The organism is Pseudoduganella rhizocola (genome assembly GCF_045984285.3).
In the GTDB taxonomy this organism is placed as follows: Bacteria; Pseudomonadota; Gammaproteobacteria; order Burkholderiales; family Burkholderiaceae_D; genus Rugamonas.
The window spans coordinates 440730-455597 of record NZ_JBJQIK030000003.1 but is presented as its reverse complement, the minus strand read 5'-3'; the positions used below and the strand labels follow the sequence as shown (position 1 = coordinate 455597).

The window sequence follows — 14868 nt, the reverse complement described above, 5'->3', positions numbered from 1 at the left end:
TCTGTGTCTATGACAACAGAGATCCGATATGGCGACTGGGCCACCATGTCCGCCGATGCAAAACCCATCCGCCTTGAAGTCTTCGTCCAGGAGCAGAACGTTCCGCCGGAACTGGAAATGGACGACAAGGACGCCAAATGCCTGCACGCCGTCGCCTACGACGCGAGCGGCAAGCCGATTGGCACCGGCCGCCTGCTGCCCGACGGCCACATCGGCCGCATGGCGGTGCTGCGCAGCGCGCGCGGCACCGGCGTAGGCGGCGCATTGCTGAAAGGCCTGCTGGCGCAGGCCGAACAGCGCGGCCACGACGAAGTGGTGCTGAGCGCGCAGGTGCATGCCGCCGACTTCTACCTCGCCCACGGGTTCAAGTCCGAAGGCGACGTGTTCTACGAAGCCGGCATCCCGCACATCGAAATGACGTACTACTTCTGAATCAGCGCAGGCGGATCGGCTTGCGGTAAGGGGCGAACGGCGGTTTCGGGAACTGCACGCCTTCGTAGGCCTTGACGAAGCAGGCTGCCTTCGCGCCTTGCACGTCGGTGGTGGACGAAGTCACTTTGCCTTCCGCATCCAGCACGAGGATGATCACGACCGGCCATTTCGACTTGTCGTGGCAATTGCCTTTTTCATCGAGCTTGTTCGCGTTATTGAAGGCGAGCGATTCGTCCTCGTACTTGGTCGCTTTCGCATTCGGGAACTGCGCATTGAACTTCGACATCTCGCTCTGGTAAGCGGGATTGGCGGCTGGCGCCGGTTCGTTCGGATCCGGCTGGGTGCCCGTGGTCTGGCAGCCCGCGGCCAGGATCAGTGCGGCAAGGCCGCTGAGTTTCAGTAAAGTTTTGCGCATGCATTCTCCCGGCTATCAATAAGTTAATTATTTGAAACGTTGACTTATTGTACATAGCCGAGAATTTCGCGTCGCACGGCTGAGTGACACCTTGGGGTCAGGCACCATGTCACTGACAAGCGGTGCCTGACCCCATGGTGTCAGGGTTCAGCGGATTTCGTGTTCGTTCAGCTCGCCGGGGGCGTTGGCGAAGAGCTTGACGACGGTGGAGGTGCGGGTGCCGTAGTTGGGGGATTCGATGCAGACCGAGGACAGCATGCGCTCCACATCGCGCGGCACGCCGGTGTCCGGCAGGCGCTGGTCGGGGGCGCGGGCGGTGTCGGCCAGCATTTCGAAGTAGGCGTCTTCCGGTGCGCCCAGGCAGAGCAGGCTGGCGAATTCGGCTTTGGCTTTCAGCACTTTCGGCCACGGTGAATCGAGCAGCGCGTTCGAGAGGCCGTAAATGCCGGGCGCCAGCGGCTGGCCATTGCGCGGGTCGCTGTCGCCCTTGTTCGAAAACCACAGCAGTTCCTGGCCGTCACACAGCACGAGGTTGAAGCCGTTGTAGGCCGAGGCGCCGGCGCGGATCTGCTCCACGTATTCACGCGCGCTCATCGTGGCCGACAGGAAGTTCGAGACCAGCATGCCGCGCGACGGTGCCGCAGGATTGTGCTCCAGCGGGGCGCGGATGTTGGTGATGGCGGCGAAGCGCGAGGGCGTAGCGCTGCCGTCCGCAGCCGGCTTGGGCGCGCCGTTGCAGCAGGGCGCCTTCAGAGGGGTGAAATTGGCGGTGGGGGCGGCTTCCGGGCCTTCCGGCAGCGTCATGCCCATCCAGGTACCGCCGGCTTTCAGGTCGCGGCCGCCGATAATCTGCGGGTTCTCTTCCCAGGGACCGGCCGGTGCGCTGGCGCGGTCGTAGTATTCGTCGCGGTTGGCGGCGGCGATCAGCGGCACTCCGGGCACCACCTGCCAGGCAAAGACAATCAGGCACATGGTTGTACGTCCATAAATTCTTCGGTGTGGCGCGGGCCTGCAATCAGGGCCGCAATGCCGGCGTCGGCCACGGCGCTTTCCAGCGCGGCCTCGAAACCGGCCGGCGCGGCGGGATACACTTCCATCCAGGTCAGCAGGCCGTCCTTCGCTTGCGGACGCTGCTTGAGCTGGGGGGCGATGCCGTGCGCGGCAGCCAGCTCCTGCTGCATGGCGGCGACGCGCGGCAGCAGGGTTCCGGTGTCGGCTTCCCGCACCTTGTAGTAGATATAGAGGTCGGCCATTGCTAGACGTCGAGCTTGTCCAGCACGTAAGGCAGGGGCTTGAACTGCAGGACAGGGCCGGTGGCCGAGGCAAAGCGCACGTCGCCCTGTTCCAGCGCTTCCAGCTTCATTTCGACCAGCGCGTCCACACCGCCTTCGCCGTTGGCGGCCGCGTTGACGACCATGCCGCAGGGCTGGTCCGGATCATTGGGCGAGAAGACTTCGGCGCCCGGCGCCACCGTGGCGTCGGCAATGGTGGCCAGCGCCGTCCGGCGTTTGAGCTTGCCGAGGTACTGGCTGCGGGCCACGATTTCCTGGCCCGGATAACAGCCCTTCTTGAAATTCACGCCGCCCAGCAGCTCGAAATTGATCATCTGCGGCACGAACTGTTCCTGGGTGCCGGGCCCGATTTGCGGTACGCCGGCGTGGATATCGGCCAGCTGCCAGGCCTGTTCGCCCGCCACGGTCAGGCGTGCGGCCAGTTCGGCGGCAATGGTATCCGCCGTTTCCGCAGAGGCCAGCCACAGGTAGCGCGCTGAGCCGAAGGCGTCGGCAACGCGCAGCAGGGCGCCCAGCGGATGGTCGATGCGGGTATAAGGTGCGGCCGGCAGCACGTCGAACCAGGTCCGGAGCACGGCTTCGGCATCGGTGCCGCCCAGGCCGAGCGCAACCACGCCTTCGCCGGCGTCGCTGGCCTTGGTCTTCGCGCGCAGCACGAACATCTGCAGCCGCTTCTGGATAGGGGGCTGGATGGCGCGCGGCAGCTGCAGGAATACGGAATCGGCATCGCGCCACATCAGGAAGGACGCCATCAGGCGGCCCTTGGGCGAGCAATAGCCGGCCAGGCGCACTTCGCCCTGGCCCAGGTGTTCCACGTCATTGGTCAGCTGCGAATGCAGGAAGGCGGCCGATTCTTCGCCGGTGAAGGCGATCAGGCCGAGCTGCGGCAGGGCGGCGACGAAACCGGTAGCCAGTGCGGCAACCGTGTGCGGGCCCTGCGGCGTGAGAACTTGATTCCAGCTGGTCATAAAATTTTATAAATTCCCGGTTGAGGCATTATCATTACGGGCTCATTATAAAGTTCCCGCGAAAAAAGCGCCCGGCGGCGCCAAAAGCGCTGTCCACGGGGATAAAACTGGTTCAATATAGAAAGTATGGCCATCATCAGAAAAACGATTGCTTTGGGTATCCTGCTGGCTATCGCCGTGGCGGGCTATTTCTACTGGTGGTCCCAGAAGCCGATTACGCTGGACGAGCCCGCCATTCCCTTCACCATCAACAAGGGCAGCGGCGCCCATGCGGCCGGCCAGCAGATTGCCGAAGCGGGCGTGCCGCTGCAGCCGCTGATGTTCAATATGCTGGCGCGCGCCACCGGCAAGAGCAGCAAGCTGAAGGCCGGGTCCTACGAGCTGAAACCCGGCACCACGCCGCTGCGCCTGATCGACCAGCTGGTGCGCGGCGAGTTCGCGCAGGAGTCGCTGACCATTATCGAGGGCTGGACCTTCCGCCAGATGCGCCAGGCCATCGCCGCACATACCGGCCTCAAGCACGACACCGTGGGCCTGAGCGACCGCGAGCTGATGCAGCGCGTATCGCCGGAATTCTCGGAGCCGGAAGGCCTGTTCTTCCCCGATACCTACCTGTTCGCCAAGGGCAGCAGCGAACTCGACATCTACCGCAAGGCCCACTCCGCCATGCTGCAGCACCTGAAGGATGCGTGGAACGGCCGCGATCCCAAGCTGCCCTACAAGAACGCCTATGAGGCGCTGACCATGGCCTCCATCGTGGAGAAGGAAACCGGCCAGAAGTCCGAGCGCGCCATGATTGCCTCGGTCTTCGTCAACCGCCTGCGTATCGGCATGATGCTGCAGACCGACCCCACGGTGATCTACGGCATCGGCGCCAAGTTCGACGGCAATATCCGCAAGAAGGACCTGGAGACGGACACCCCGTACAATACCTACACGCGCGCCGGCCTGCCGCCGACGCCGATTTCGCTGCCCGGCCGCCAGTCGCTGGCCGCGGCGCTGGCCCCCGCCAAGTCCGACGCCCTGTACTTCGTGTCGCGCGGCAATGGCACCAGCGTGTTTTCCGCTAACCTGACCGACCATAACCGGGCGGTCAACCGGTATCAAAGACAATGACGCAACGCGGTAAATTCATCACTTTCGAAGGCATCGACGGCGCAGGCAAATCCACCCATATCCGCTATGTAGGCGAGCTGATCGCCGCGCGCGGGGTGGAACTGGTGAGCTCGCGCGAGCCGGGCGGCACGCCGCTGGGCGAAAAGCTGCGCGAGCTGTGGCTGCACGAGTCCATGCATGTGGAGACGGAAACGCTGCTGGTCTTCGCCAGCCGCCGCGAGCACATCGCCCAGGTCATCCAGCCCGCGCTGGACCGCGGCGCCTGGGTGATCTCGGACCGCTTCACGGACGCCAGCTTCGCCTACCAGGGCGGGGGCCGCGGCCTCAGCCTGGACAAGCTGGAAACCATCGCCAACTGGGTGCATCCGGAACTGGAGCCGGACCTGACCATCCTGTTCGACGTGCCGCTGGAAGTGGCGCGCGCCCGCCTGGACGCCACGCGCGAGCTGGACCGCTTCGAGCGCGAGCAGGCCGACTTCTTCCTGGCCACCCGCAATGAATACCTGAGGCGCGCCGAGCAGCACGGCCACCGCTTCCGCGTGATCGATTCCACCCGCAGCATCGACGACATCCAGCGCGAACTGGCGGACATCATCGGCGCGCTGGCATGAGCATTCTCTACCCCTGGCAGGAAGCGGCATGGCAGCAGCTGCAGACGCTGCGCCAGCGCCTGCCGCACGCCATCCTGTTCCACGGCGCCGCCGGCACCGGCAAGGCCGATTTCATCGAGCATTTCGCGCGCGCGCTGCTGTGCGAGAACGTGCAGCCGGACGGGCACGCTTGCGGCACTTGCGCTTCCTGCGGCTGGTTCGAGCAGGGCAGCCACCCCGACTACCGCCGCATCCGTCCCGAAGCGCTGGAAGACGAGGTGGAAGGCGAGGAAGGCGAGGACAAGAAGGCCGGCAAGGCCAAGGCTCCGTCCAAAGAGATCAAGATCGAGCAGATCCGCAACCTGTCCGACTTCATGAATATCTCCACCCACCGCGCCGGGCTGCGCGTGGTGGTGCTGTACCCGGCGGAGGCGCTGAACATGCCGGCCTCGAACGCGCTGCTGAAAACGCTGGAAGAACCGCCGCCCGGCACCGTGTTCCTGCTGTCCTCGAACAGCCTGGACCGGCTGCTGCCGACCATCTTGTCGCGCTGCCGCAAGTTCGCGCTGCCGATGCCGGACCATGCGCAGGCGCTGGCCTGGCTGCAGGCCCAGGGCGTGAACGACGCCGACAGCTGGCTGCGCGAGCAGGGCGGGGCGCCGCTGGCCGCGATGGCGCAGGCCGAAACCGGCAGCCGCGAAGAAATGGACATGCTGCTGCAATACCTGGCCCATCCGGGCGTGGAAGCGGCGCTGAAAACGGCGGACAAGATGCAGAAGGTGCCGCTGTCCGCGCTGGTGTCCTGGCAACAAAGGTGGCTGTACGACCTGTTTTCCTGCAAGCTTACGGGGCAGATCCGTTATTATCCCCGTTACCAGCGCGAGCTGAAGGCATTGGCGGACAAGGTCCACGTCAGCCGCCTGATGGCAGCGATCAAGGGAGCGAACGAGCGGCGCGCCACGTCGGACCATCCGCTGTCGCCCAAGCTGTTCATCGAAGACATGCTGCTGGACTACACTGCCTGCTGTGGCTGAAAGGAAGGTGAATGAGCGCTAGCCCGAACGACCCGAATACCGTGCCGCTGAACCGGCCGACGGTGCTGTCGCTGGCGATCAAGGAAAAGGCTGCGCTGTATGCAGCCTATATGCCCTTCCTCAAGAACGGCGGCATCTTCGTGCCGACCCAGAAGCCGTACAAGATCGGCGACGAGATCTACCTGATCCTCACGCTGATGGATGACCCCAACAAGTATCCGATTGCCGGCAAGGTAGTCTGGATCACGCCGCCGAGCGCCCACAACAACAAGGCGCAAGGCGTCGGCCTGCATTTCCCGGATGACGAGACCGGACAGCGCACACGTTTGCGCATCGAAGAAATCCTTGGCGCGGCCTTACGCTCGTCGCGCGCCACCCACACGCTCTGAATTCCGCTCTTTACACATGCACTACCGCCACCGCATTGCCACCCTCGAAGACCTGCCCACCGTCGTCGCCATCTACAACAGCACCATCGCCTCGCGGGAAGTGACCGCCGATACCGAGCCGGTCACGGTCGAATCGCGCCTCAGCTGGTTCCACGAACACCAGCCGGAACGCCGGCCACTGTGGATCATCGAACGCGCGGACGATACGTCGGAGCAGCCGGAAATCCTGGGCTGGATCTCGTACTCCAACTTCTACGGCCGCCCGGCCTACAGCGGCACGGCCGAAGTCTCAATCTACATTGCCGAGGCCTGGCGCGGCAAGGGCATCGGCCGCTATGCGCTGACGGAGGCGATTGCCTTTGCGCCGCAGATCAAGGTGCACACGCTGCTCGGCTTCATCTTCGGCCACAACAAGCCCAGCCTGGCGCTGTTCCAGCGTTTCGGCTTCGACACCTGGGCCAACTTCCCCCGCGTCGCCAACCTCGACGGCATCGAGCGCGACCTCATCATCCTCGGAAAACGTGTTGCCTGAAAATTGGGGTCTGACCCCGATTAAGCAATTCTGTAAAATGGCGGGATGTTTATCGATTCCCATTGCCATATAGATTTTCCCGAGCTGGCCGCTCGTATGCCGGAGCTGCTGGCGAAGATGGAGGAGAACAAGGTCAGCCACGCGCTGTGCGTCTCCGTGGACTTGCCGGACTTCCCCCGCGTGCTCGCGCTGGCCGAGCAGTATCCCCATATCTTCGCCTCGGTCGGCGTGCATCCGGATTATGAGGACACGCCCGAACCTTCCGTGGACCAGCTCGTCGAGCTGTCGAACCATCCCAAAATCGTCGCCATCGGCGAAACCGGCCTCGACTACTATCGCCTGACCGGCGACCTCGAGTGGCAGCGCGAACGTTTCAGAACTCACATTAAAGCTTCAAGAATCACGCGTAAGCCATTGATTATTCACACAAGATCGGCCAGCGAAGACACGCTGCGCCTGATGCGTGAAGAGGGCGCGGGCACGAACGATGGCGGCGTGGCCGGCGTCATGCATTGCTTCACGGAATCGTTGGAAGTGGCGCGCGCATCGATGGAGATGGGTTTCTATATCTCCTTCTCCGGCATCGTCACCTTCAAAAGCGCGAAGGAGCTGCAGGCCGTGGCGCTGGAGGTGCCGCTGGAGCGCATGCTGATCGAGACCGACTCGCCTTACCTGGCGCCCGTACCCTACCGCGGCAAGATGAATGAGCCCGGCTACGTGGCGCATGTGGCCGAGTTCATCGCCAAGCTGAAAGGCGTTCCGGTGGAGCAAGTCGCCAAACAGACCACCGAAAATTTCTTCAATCTTTTCAAGCCGTTGGCTCATTAATCTAAGATGATTTCGAGGTTATTGCTGCTGTTTCTGCTGTTGGCCCCATTCGCGGCGGCCGCGCCTGCCGAGGAAGAGGCAGCCATCCGCCAGACTGCATTGAATTACGTCGAGGGCTGGTATGCAGGCGACGCCGCCCGCGTGGCCGCCGCACTGCATCCCAAACTGGCCAAGCGCTCCGTATGGACCAGGGATGGCCAGAGCACGCTGGTGGAATTGAGCGCCCAGTCGCTGGTCGATGCCACGGCCAAGGGCGGCGGCAGCAAAACCCCGAAAGAGCTGCAGCAGAAAGATGTGGCGCTGCTGGATGTGTTCGGCAACGCCGCCAGCGTCCGCGTCACCATGCGCGGCTGGGTGGAATACCTGCACATGGCAAAAATGGACGGCCGCTGGGTCATCGTCAACATGGTGCTGGAGCCGAAACCGAAATGACGACGCGGCGCACCGTGCTGGCGATCTTCGCGCTGGCGGCAGCCATGCCGCTGCATGCCCAGCCAACGCGGCAGGAGGACGAAGTCAGCTTCTTCCGGGCAGCCCAGATCAACGATGCCGCCCGCATCAAGCCTATCCTGGCGCGCGGCCTCGACCCCAATGTGCGCGAACCGGAGCGTGGCGAAACCGGCCTTATCGTGGCCCTGCGCTATGATGCGATGAACGTCGTGAAGCTGCTCCTCGCCCAGCCCGGCATCCAGCTGGAGGCAACGGCGAGCAACGGCAATACCGCGCTGATGATGGCGGCCTTCAAGCAGAACCGGGAGGCCGTGCAGCTGCTCATCAGCAAGGGGGCGATCGTGAACCGTCCAGGCTGGACCGCGCTGCATTACGCGGCGGCTGCCGGGGACGTGGAGGGCATCAGGCTCCTGCTGGAGCACCACGCCTATATCGATGCCGAATCGCCCAGCGGCATGACGCCGCTGATGATGGCGGCGCGGGAAGGCCATGAAGATGCCGTGAAGCTGCTGCTGGAAGAGGGCGCCGATGCCATGCTGAAGGACGGCGGCTTCAAGGCCGATGCCGCGGAGTTTGCCGAGCGCGCCCAGAAGCCGTGGATCGCCAAAACAATCCGGGCCCATCTCGCTGCGAAGGCCCATCGCCCGAACTGAGCTGTTTTTACCGCTGATCTCGGCTCATCGCCGCCCCCTGTTGGTCCTGATAATTGCTTTGTCACCACTGCGCATGATAAAGGAACAACAATGTTGAATGAACGCGAAATCGAGAGCTGCTACCTGGGGCAGTTTATCCCGGTCCACTACCATCACAATATGCTGATGGACAACAACCGCATGCACAGCTTCAAGGCGGCTATCGACTACGCCGTGAAGCCGGGCATGAAGGTGCTGGAACTGGGCGGCGGCACCGGCGTGCTGTCGTGGTTTGCCTCGGCCAAGGCCTCTCAGGTGTATTGCGTTGAGTTCAATCCGGACATGGTGAAGGAAGCGCGCAAATTCCTGGCCATGAATCCGGGCGGCGAGAAGGTGGAGGTGATCCATGCCGATGCCTTCGAATACCTGCCGCCGGAGCCGGTGGACGTGGTGATCTGCGAAATGATCCACGTTGCCATGCTGCGCGAGAAGCAGGTGGAGGTCATCGAGGCCTTCAAGCGCCGCTATGTGCAAAAATTCGGCCCCAAACTGCCGGTATTCATCCCCGAAGCCGTGCTGATGGCGGCCCAGCCCCTGCAGCAGGAATACGATTTCGAGGGCTTCTACGCGCCTATCGTGCAGTTCCAGGAGACCGGCGTGGTCCATTCCGGCACCCGCGAGCTGGCCCAGCCCGCCGTCTACAGCCTGATCGATTTTGCCCAGCCGAACGAGCTGAGCTATGCGTGGGAAGGCAAATTCCTCATCGAACGCGACGGCACGCTGAGCGCCATGCGCTTCGTCACGAAGAACATCCTGGCCGTGGTGCAGGAACGCAATACCACCATCGACTGGCTGAACCACTATATGGCGCTGCCGCTGGCCAAGCCCGTGCAGGTGCGCCAGGGCGACGTGCTGCAGGTGAGTTTCGCCTACCGCGCGGGCGGTTCCATTCCTTCGCTGGAGGCGTCCATCAAGGCGGAAGTGGTGTTCGAAGCCGCACAACAGGCCGTGCCGGCCTTCGTCTGAGCCCGTTTATTCCCGGTTTTCGTCCATTGGTCGCGGCATTCTGCAGTTGGTCGCAGCGTGATTGAGGGGGCGGGGTGGTGCCGCTAAAGTGGCTGCATCGACAACGTTAGCTGAAACCGGGGGATTGCCATGCTGAGCTTTGTTCTGTGGTTGGTGCTGCTGTTCCTGTGCTGGCCGCTCGCCTTGCTGGCGCTGGTGCTGTATCCCCTGGTGTGGCTGGTCCTGCTGCCGTTCCGCCTGATCGGCATCGGTGTCGATTTCGTGTTTGAAACACTGCGCGCCATCGTGCTGCTGCCGGCGCGCGTGCTGCGCGGCCTTTAAAAGTCGATCAGGAAGCCTGCCCCCAGCGACATCTGGGAGTAGTTGTAGTCGATCAGGCTCTGGCCGTAACCCGAGAAGAACTGGGTGTAGCCCTTCAGGTTGTCCCGCAGTGGGAAGGCCCAGCCCAGCTGTACGGCGCCATGCTTCTTGCCGAAGTTGCGGCGCGCCAGCATCGAGTATTCGTGGCCGTCGCTGCGGTAGCTCAGTTTCAGGTCCCCATTCCCCATGAAGTCCGTGATATCGATGTTGTCGTTATCGGATTTCGCATTGTCCAGCCGTTTCCACACGCGGGCTGCGATGGCCAGCTTGCCGTATTCGGCGCCCACTTCCGCATACAGCCGGTTCCAGCTGCGCGACAGCGTCGAGGTCTGGCCATTGGACTGGTGCACGCCGCCGAAAGTCAGGTAGCGCAGGTTCAGGCCGCCGATGTTCTTGCCGATCGGCGCGGTGGCCATCACCTCCGGCTGGTAGTTGGTTTCGCGGAAGGGGCTGGAAGCGCTGCGGTTATAGGCCTGCCAGAAGCTTTGCTGGGTGTAGCCGAACCACAGGTCGAAGGGGGTCTGGCCTATGCCTTCCAGCATTTTCATCTTGAAGCTGAGCTGGTAGCTCAGCTCCACGTGCTTGGACTTGATGCCGGCCGGCGTGAAGTCCTCGAAGGGCGTGTCGTTCGTGCTGTTGCTGTAGTTCACCAGCAGCAGGTAGTTGTCGCGATGCGGACGGAAGTTGAATACACCGCGCTTGCTGGCCGCGTCCAGTTCCCACAAGGGAATCATGCGCGACACTTCGGGTTCCGCCGCCGCTGGGGCCTTGCTGCCGTCGGTCTGCACCAGGCCGCCGACCGGGCCGCCGGGGAAGGCGCCGGAGTGGGTATCGCGCCCCTTGTCGGCGCCCGGAACGCCGGCCGCGGCCGCCGCGGCCATATCGGGATCGGTCGGCTGCGGACGGTTCGCCAGCGCGTCATAGCAGCCCAGGCGGGCCGTGGGGTCGCCCAGCAGGGCGCAGCGTTCGAGTCGCTGCTCCAGCTCGGCCGGAGGCGTGCTTTGGGCGAAGGCGGCGGGGGACAGGATCAGGGCACAGAGCAGGGGAGTGGGTTTCATCTGGAATCTTGGTAAAACGGCATGGCCTGCGAGTATAGTTGATTGGGCGCACTCCGGGTCGCACGTTCTATACTGGCGCTCATGACTGTTTTCCGACTTCTGGTCCTGCTGTTGGCGTGGTGCGGCCTGGCCCATGCCGAACCGGCGGGCATTACCCTCAGTCTGGCCGATGACAATGCCCTGACCGTGCAATACCGGTTCCCGGCCGGCGCCAGCACCTTGCGCTTTGCCATGCAGGATGCCCAGGCCTGGGAGCTGGTGCGCAAGCCGCACTGGCGCGTGCTGGAGGATTGCGCTGTGCTGGAGCCGCAAGGGCTGCGCCGCCGTTCGCTGCAGGGCTGCGAGGTGGCCACGGTACGCGTGGAGCCCGGCCTGTTGCGGCTGGACCGCCGCTTCGAGCCTGCGCAGTCCCTTGGTGACGGCGCGCTGGCGCTGCATACCCGGTATTACGCCGTGCAAGGTGAAGATCCGGCCGCGCGCTGGATCGTTCGTGCGCCGGCCGGTGGTACTGCGTTCTGGCTCGGCCAGGAGCGGCCCGGCGGCGGCGAAGCGCTGGTGCCCGCCCCGGCCAGCGGCTTGCAGGCACAGATCGACGACACGACCGTGGTGCTGTCGCGCCGCCCCTTTGAGCAATGGCATGGCCTACGCGCCCTCGTGGCGGACCTGCCGGAGGCGCAGCGCAGGGAAATCCGCGCGGCAGCCGAAGCCCTCCTGGCCGAATACCGCCACAGCTTTGGCGCGCTGGCTTTCGAACCCTTGCTGCTGGCAGCTGGCCGCTCCCGCGCAGGCGCGCCTTTCGCGGCGGCGCTACTGGATCCCCGCCTGCGCGGGGATGACGCGGCAGTGGGTATCCTTCCCCGGGGCGATGTGCAGGACGGCACCGTGCGCATGACGCTGGAGTACAGCGGCAAGATGGGCGACCGCGGCCGGGGTGCGCTGCGCGTGTTCCTGGCGCATGAGCTGTTCCACCTCTGGCATGGCCGCCGCTTCCACGCCGCGGGCGAGGCATGGCTGGGCGAGGGCAATGCGGACTGGATCGCGCTGAATACCCTCCACCGCATGGGCTGGATGAATGACTCGGTCTATGTCCTGCTGCTCGAACAGGCGTTCAACGAGTGCGCGGCGGGTATTGGCCCCCAGCCCTGGCGCAGCGCGCCGCAGCGCCAGGCGGGCACCTTGCCTTACCGCTGCGGCCTGGCCTTCCAGGCCATGGCCTTTGAGGCGGCACGCCGCGAAGGCAACAGCACCGCGCCGCTGGACCAGTGGCGCGCCATCCTGTCCGGCGCCGGGGCGGTGGACGAAGCCGCTTTCTTCAGCTGGTATGGACGCGCGGATTTTGGCGGCGCCCGGCTCGACGCGCTGCGTGCGCTGCTGGCAGGCGATGCCCCTTTCGCACCCGGACTGCCGGCGGCGATGCGGGCGGCGGGCGTGTCCTTCGACCTCGCGCCGAGCCTGTCGTGGATGCCGCCCGCGTGCGGCAGCAAAGCCGCCGCAATTCAGGTAAATTGCGTGGATGCGCCGAGCGTGCCGGGCGGCTATATCCATCTTGGCGTCATAGGATCTGCCAAAAGTAGGGTTGAAATCCGGCAATAGCTCCCAAACTTCGCATTCTTAATCAACAGGAGATTGTGATGAGCCGTAAGACCCCCATCGAGCGATACCGCAATATCGGCATCAGTGCGCACATTGATGCCGGGAAGACGACCACGACCGAGCGCATCCTGTTCTATACCGGTGTGAACCACAAGATCGGCGAAGTGCACAATGGCGCCGCAACGATGGACTGGATGGAGCAGGAGCAGGAACGCGGCATCACGATCACCTCCGCAGCCACCACGGCCTTCTGGAAAGGCATGGCGGGCAATTTCGCCGAGCACCGCATCAACATCATCGATACCCCCGGCCACGTGGACTTCACCATCGAGGTGGAGCGCTCCATGCGCGTGCTGGACGGCGCGGTGATGGTGTATGACTCGGTGGGCGGCGTGCAGCCGCAGTCCGAGACCGTCTGGCGCCAGGCCAACAAGTACAAGGTGCCGCGCATTGCCTTCATCAACAAGATGGACCGCGTGGGCGCGGACTTCTTCCGCGTGCAGCAGCAGATCAAGGACCGCCTGAAAGGCGTGGCCGTGCCGATCCAGATCCCGCTGGGCGCGGAAGAACACTTCGAAGGCGTGATCGACCTCGTGAAGATGCGCGCCATCCGCTGGGACGATGCGAGCCAGGGCGTGAAGTTTAGCTATGAGGATATTCCGGCCGACCTGAAGGAACTGGCGCAGAAGTGGCACGACCATATGATCGAAGCCGCAGCCGAAGCCACGCCTGAACTGACGGAGCGCTACCTGAACGGCGAAACGCTGGGCGAAGACGAGATCAAGGCGGCCCTGCGCGCGCGCACCATCCGCAACGAGATCGTGCCCATGCTGGCGGGCAGCGCCTTCAAGAACAAGGGCGTGCAGGCCATGCTGGATGCGGTCATCGAGTACCTGCCGTCGCCGGTGGATGTGCCGGCGATTGCTGGCCACGATGAAGACGACAACGAGATCGAACGCCATCCGACCGACAGCGATCCATTCTCGGCGCTCGCCTTCAAGATCATGACCGACCCCTTCGTGGGACAGCTGGCCTTCTTCCGCGTGTATTCCGGCGTGGTGAATTCGGGCGACACCGTCTACAACCCTGTGAAGGGCCAGAAGGAGCGCCTGGGCCGCATCCTGCAGATGCATGCCAATGAACGCAAGGAGATCAAGGAAGTGTTCGCGGGCGACATTGCCGCGGCGGTGGGCCTGAAGGCTGTCACCACGGGCGACACGCTGAGCTCTCCCGACCATGTGATCGTGCTGGAGAAGATGATCTTCCCCGAGCCCGTGATTTCGCAGGCGGTGGAGCCGAAGACCAAGGCCGACCAGGAGAAAATGGGCGTTGCCCTGAACCGCCTGGCGCAGGAGGATCCGTCCTTCCGCGTGCATACGGACGAGGAATCGGGCCAGACCATCATGTCCGGCATGGGCGAGCTGCACCTGGAAATCCTGGTGGACCGCATGAAGCGCGAGTTCGGCGTGGAGGCGACCGTCGGCAAGCCGCAGGTGGCTTACCGCGAAACCATCAAGAAGATGGTGGACGACGTCGAGGGCAAGTTCGTCAAGCAGTCGGGCGGCAAGGGCCAGTACGGCCACGTGGTGCTGAAGCTGGAGCCAATGGAGCCGGGCAAGGGCTACGAGTTCGTGGACGCCATCAAGGGCGGCGTGGTGCCGCGCGAGTTCATCCCTGCGGTGGACAAGGGCATCCAGGAGACTTTGCGCGCCGGCGTGCTGGCGGGGTATCCGGTGGTGGACGTGCGCGCCACGCTCACCTTCGGTTCCTACCACGACGTGGACTCGAACGAGAATGCTTTCCGCATGGCGGCCTCCATGGCCTTCAAGGATGGCATGCGCAAGGCGAGCCCGGAGCTGCTGGAGCCGATGATGCAGGTGGAGGTGGAAACGCCTGAGGAATTCACCGGCAACGTGATGGGCGACCTGTCGACCCGGCGGGGCATGGTGCAGGGCATGGACGAGATTCCGGGCGGCGGCGGCAAGCTGGTGAAGGCGCTGGTGCCGCTGGCCGAGATGTTCGGCTACTCCACGACCCTGCGTTCGCTGACACAGGGCCGGGCCACCTACACCATGGAGTTCAAGCACTATGCGGGCGTGCCGAAGCACATCCTCGACCAGATTTCGACCGCACGGTCGAAATCGTAATAGCGC

At 64.0% G+C, this 14868-nt stretch carries 18 protein-coding genes; 13 read left to right on the top strand and 5 right to left on the bottom strand.

All coding sequences use genetic code 11. From position 1 onward, the window contains the following. The first annotated feature begins 9 nt into the window (after window positions 1-9). Window positions 10-432: a GNAT family N-acetyltransferase gene (locus ACJRPG_RS09325; RefSeq protein ID WP_407999786.1), complete on the top strand. Its 423-nt coding sequence runs from the start codon at window positions 10-12 to the stop codon at window positions 430-432. 1 nt (window position 433) lies between these two features. Here ACJRPG_RS09325 and ACJRPG_RS09320 read toward each other — a convergent pair whose 3' ends face one another. From ACJRPG_RS09320 to ygfZ, 4 genes are all read right to left on the bottom strand, one after another. Then, complete coding sequence (locus ACJRPG_RS09320; RefSeq protein WP_407999785.1) at window positions 434-847, bottom strand: hypothetical protein; 414 nt, start codon at window positions 845-847, stop codon at window positions 434-436. A gap of 147 nt (window positions 848-994) precedes the next feature. Then, on the bottom strand, window positions 995-1819 hold the full coding sequence (locus ACJRPG_RS09315; RefSeq protein WP_407999784.1) for an NRDE family protein: 825 nt from the start codon (window positions 1817-1819) through the stop codon (window positions 995-997). Then, window positions 1810-2100 carry a DUF4936 family protein gene (locus ACJRPG_RS09310; protein ID WP_407999783.1) on the bottom strand — a complete coding sequence of 97 codons (291 nt, stop codon included), beginning with the start codon at window positions 2098-2100 and terminating at the stop codon, window positions 1810-1812. Before ACJRPG_RS09310 ends, ACJRPG_RS09315 begins: the two co-directional genes overlap by 10 nt. Before the next feature lie 2 nt (window positions 2101-2102). Beyond that, complete coding sequence (gene ygfZ, locus ACJRPG_RS09305) at window positions 2103-3107, bottom strand: CAF17-like 4Fe-4S cluster assembly/insertion protein YgfZ (RefSeq protein WP_407999782.1); 1005 nt, start codon at window positions 3105-3107, stop codon at window positions 2103-2105. A gap of 126 nt (window positions 3108-3233) precedes the next feature. On the opposite strand from ygfZ, the gene mltG reads away from it, so the two are divergent. The 10 genes from mltG to ACJRPG_RS09255 all read left to right on the top strand — a co-directional run bounded on the left by mltG (window position 3234) and on the right by ACJRPG_RS09255 (window position 10025). Beyond that, window positions 3234-4223: an endolytic transglycosylase MltG gene (mltG, locus tag ACJRPG_RS09300; protein WP_407999781.1), complete on the top strand. Its 990-nt coding sequence runs from the start codon at window positions 3234-3236 to the stop codon at window positions 4221-4223. Then, window positions 4220-4834, top strand: coding sequence for a dTMP kinase (gene tmk / locus ACJRPG_RS09295; RefSeq protein WP_407999780.1), 615 nt, complete (start codon window positions 4220-4222; stop codon window positions 4832-4834). Before mltG ends, tmk begins: the two co-directional genes overlap by 4 nt. Next, complete coding sequence (locus ACJRPG_RS09290) at window positions 4831-5847, top strand: DNA polymerase III subunit delta' (protein ID WP_407999779.1); 1017 nt, start codon at window positions 4831-4833, stop codon at window positions 5845-5847. Before tmk ends, ACJRPG_RS09290 begins: the two co-directional genes overlap by 4 nt. Before the next feature lie 11 nt (window positions 5848-5858). After that, complete coding sequence (locus ACJRPG_RS09285; RefSeq protein ID WP_407999778.1) at window positions 5859-6236, top strand: PilZ domain-containing protein; 378 nt, start codon at window positions 5859-5861, stop codon at window positions 6234-6236. Between the two features lie 16 nt (window positions 6237-6252). Then, on the top strand, window positions 6253-6768 hold the full coding sequence (locus ACJRPG_RS09280; protein WP_407999777.1) for a GNAT family N-acetyltransferase: 516 nt from the start codon (window positions 6253-6255) through the stop codon (window positions 6766-6768). A gap of 45 nt (window positions 6769-6813) precedes the next feature. Then, entirely contained in the window at window positions 6814-7596 is a 783-nt protein-coding gene (locus ACJRPG_RS09275) for a TatD family hydrolase (RefSeq protein ID WP_407999776.1), read from the top strand. Window positions 7597-7602: 6 nt separating this feature from the next. Beyond that, a complete protein-coding gene (locus ACJRPG_RS09270) occupies window positions 7603-8028 on the top strand; it encodes a nuclear transport factor 2 family protein (RefSeq protein WP_407999775.1) in 426 nt (141 codons plus the stop codon). Then, on the top strand, window positions 8025-8699 hold the full coding sequence (locus tag ACJRPG_RS09265; protein ID WP_407999774.1) for an ankyrin repeat domain-containing protein: 675 nt from the start codon (window positions 8025-8027) through the stop codon (window positions 8697-8699). The genes ACJRPG_RS09270 and ACJRPG_RS09265 overlap by 4 nt, the downstream gene beginning before the upstream one ends. A gap of 90 nt (window positions 8700-8789) precedes the next feature. Then, window positions 8790-9704, top strand: a complete 915-nt coding sequence (locus tag ACJRPG_RS09260; protein ID WP_407999773.1) for a class I SAM-dependent methyltransferase — start codon at window positions 8790-8792, stop codon at window positions 9702-9704. Window positions 9705-9833: 129 nt separating this feature from the next. Next, on the top strand, window positions 9834-10025 hold the full coding sequence (locus tag ACJRPG_RS09255; protein ID WP_231769470.1) for a hypothetical protein: 192 nt from the start codon (window positions 9834-9836) through the stop codon (window positions 10023-10025). Here ACJRPG_RS09255 and ACJRPG_RS09250 read toward each other — a convergent pair. After that, window positions 10022-11122 (bottom strand): phospholipase A, encoded by a 1101-nt coding sequence (locus ACJRPG_RS09250; protein ID WP_407999772.1) that lies wholly within the window; start codon window positions 11120-11122, stop codon window positions 10022-10024. The two genes, ACJRPG_RS09255 and ACJRPG_RS09250, sit on opposite strands and share 4 nt — an antisense overlap. 81 nt (window positions 11123-11203) lie before the next feature. Here ACJRPG_RS09250 and ACJRPG_RS09245 point away from each other — a divergent pair, with 81 nt between their 5' ends. Together ACJRPG_RS09245 and fusA are read left to right on the top strand one after the other, a co-directional pair. Beyond that, a complete protein-coding gene (locus ACJRPG_RS09245; RefSeq protein WP_407999771.1) occupies window positions 11204-12715 on the top strand; it encodes a hypothetical protein in 1512 nt (503 codons plus the stop codon). Window positions 12716-12753: 38 nt separating this feature from the next. After that, on the top strand, window positions 12754-14862 hold the full coding sequence (gene fusA / locus ACJRPG_RS09240; RefSeq protein ID WP_407999770.1) for an elongation factor G: 2109 nt from the start codon (window positions 12754-12756) through the stop codon (window positions 14860-14862). Window positions 14863-14868: the final 6 nt, after the last annotated feature.

Excerpts from the sequence above, each read along its gene's own strand:
- ACJRPG_RS09325 (WP_407999786.1), top strand. The coding sequence starts at position 10 with ATGACAACAGAGATCCGATATGGCGACTGGGCCACCATGTCCGCCGAT.
- ACJRPG_RS09320 (WP_407999785.1), bottom strand. The coding sequence starts at position 847 with ATGCGCAAAACTTTACTGAAACTCAGCGGCCTTGCCGCACTGATCCTG.
- ACJRPG_RS09315 (WP_407999784.1), bottom strand. The coding sequence starts at position 1,819 with ATGTGCCTGATTGTCTTTGCCTGGCAGGTGGTGCCCGGAGTGCCGCTG.
- ACJRPG_RS09310 (WP_407999783.1), bottom strand. The coding sequence starts at position 2,100 with ATGGCCGACCTCTATATCTACTACAAGGTGCGGGAAGCCGACACCGGA.
- ygfZ (WP_407999782.1), bottom strand. The coding sequence starts at position 3,107 with ATGACCAGCTGGAATCAAGTTCTCACGCCGCAGGGCCCGCACACGGTT.
- mltG (WP_407999781.1), top strand. The coding sequence starts at position 3,234 with ATGGCCATCATCAGAAAAACGATTGCTTTGGGTATCCTGCTGGCTATC.
- tmk (WP_407999780.1), top strand. The coding sequence starts at position 4,220 with ATGACGCAACGCGGTAAATTCATCACTTTCGAAGGCATCGACGGCGCA.
- ACJRPG_RS09290 (WP_407999779.1), top strand. The coding sequence starts at position 4,831 with ATGAGCATTCTCTACCCCTGGCAGGAAGCGGCATGGCAGCAGCTGCAG.
- ACJRPG_RS09285 (WP_407999778.1), top strand. The coding sequence starts at position 5,859 with ATGAGCGCTAGCCCGAACGACCCGAATACCGTGCCGCTGAACCGGCCG.
- ACJRPG_RS09280 (WP_407999777.1), top strand. The coding sequence starts at position 6,253 with ATGCACTACCGCCACCGCATTGCCACCCTCGAAGACCTGCCCACCGTC.
- ACJRPG_RS09275 (WP_407999776.1), top strand. The coding sequence starts at position 6,814 with ATGTTTATCGATTCCCATTGCCATATAGATTTTCCCGAGCTGGCCGCT.
- ACJRPG_RS09270 (WP_407999775.1), top strand. The coding sequence starts at position 7,603 with ATGATTTCGAGGTTATTGCTGCTGTTTCTGCTGTTGGCCCCATTCGCG.
- ACJRPG_RS09265 (WP_407999774.1), top strand. The coding sequence starts at position 8,025 with ATGACGACGCGGCGCACCGTGCTGGCGATCTTCGCGCTGGCGGCAGCC.
- ACJRPG_RS09260 (WP_407999773.1), top strand. The coding sequence starts at position 8,790 with ATGTTGAATGAACGCGAAATCGAGAGCTGCTACCTGGGGCAGTTTATC.
- ACJRPG_RS09255 (WP_231769470.1), top strand. The coding sequence starts at position 9,834 with ATGCTGAGCTTTGTTCTGTGGTTGGTGCTGCTGTTCCTGTGCTGGCCG.
- ACJRPG_RS09250 (WP_407999772.1), bottom strand. The coding sequence starts at position 11,122 with ATGAAACCCACTCCCCTGCTCTGTGCCCTGATCCTGTCCCCCGCCGCC.
- ACJRPG_RS09245 (WP_407999771.1), top strand. The coding sequence starts at position 11,204 with ATGACTGTTTTCCGACTTCTGGTCCTGCTGTTGGCGTGGTGCGGCCTG.
- fusA (WP_407999770.1), top strand. The coding sequence starts at position 12,754 with ATGAGCCGTAAGACCCCCATCGAGCGATACCGCAATATCGGCATCAGT.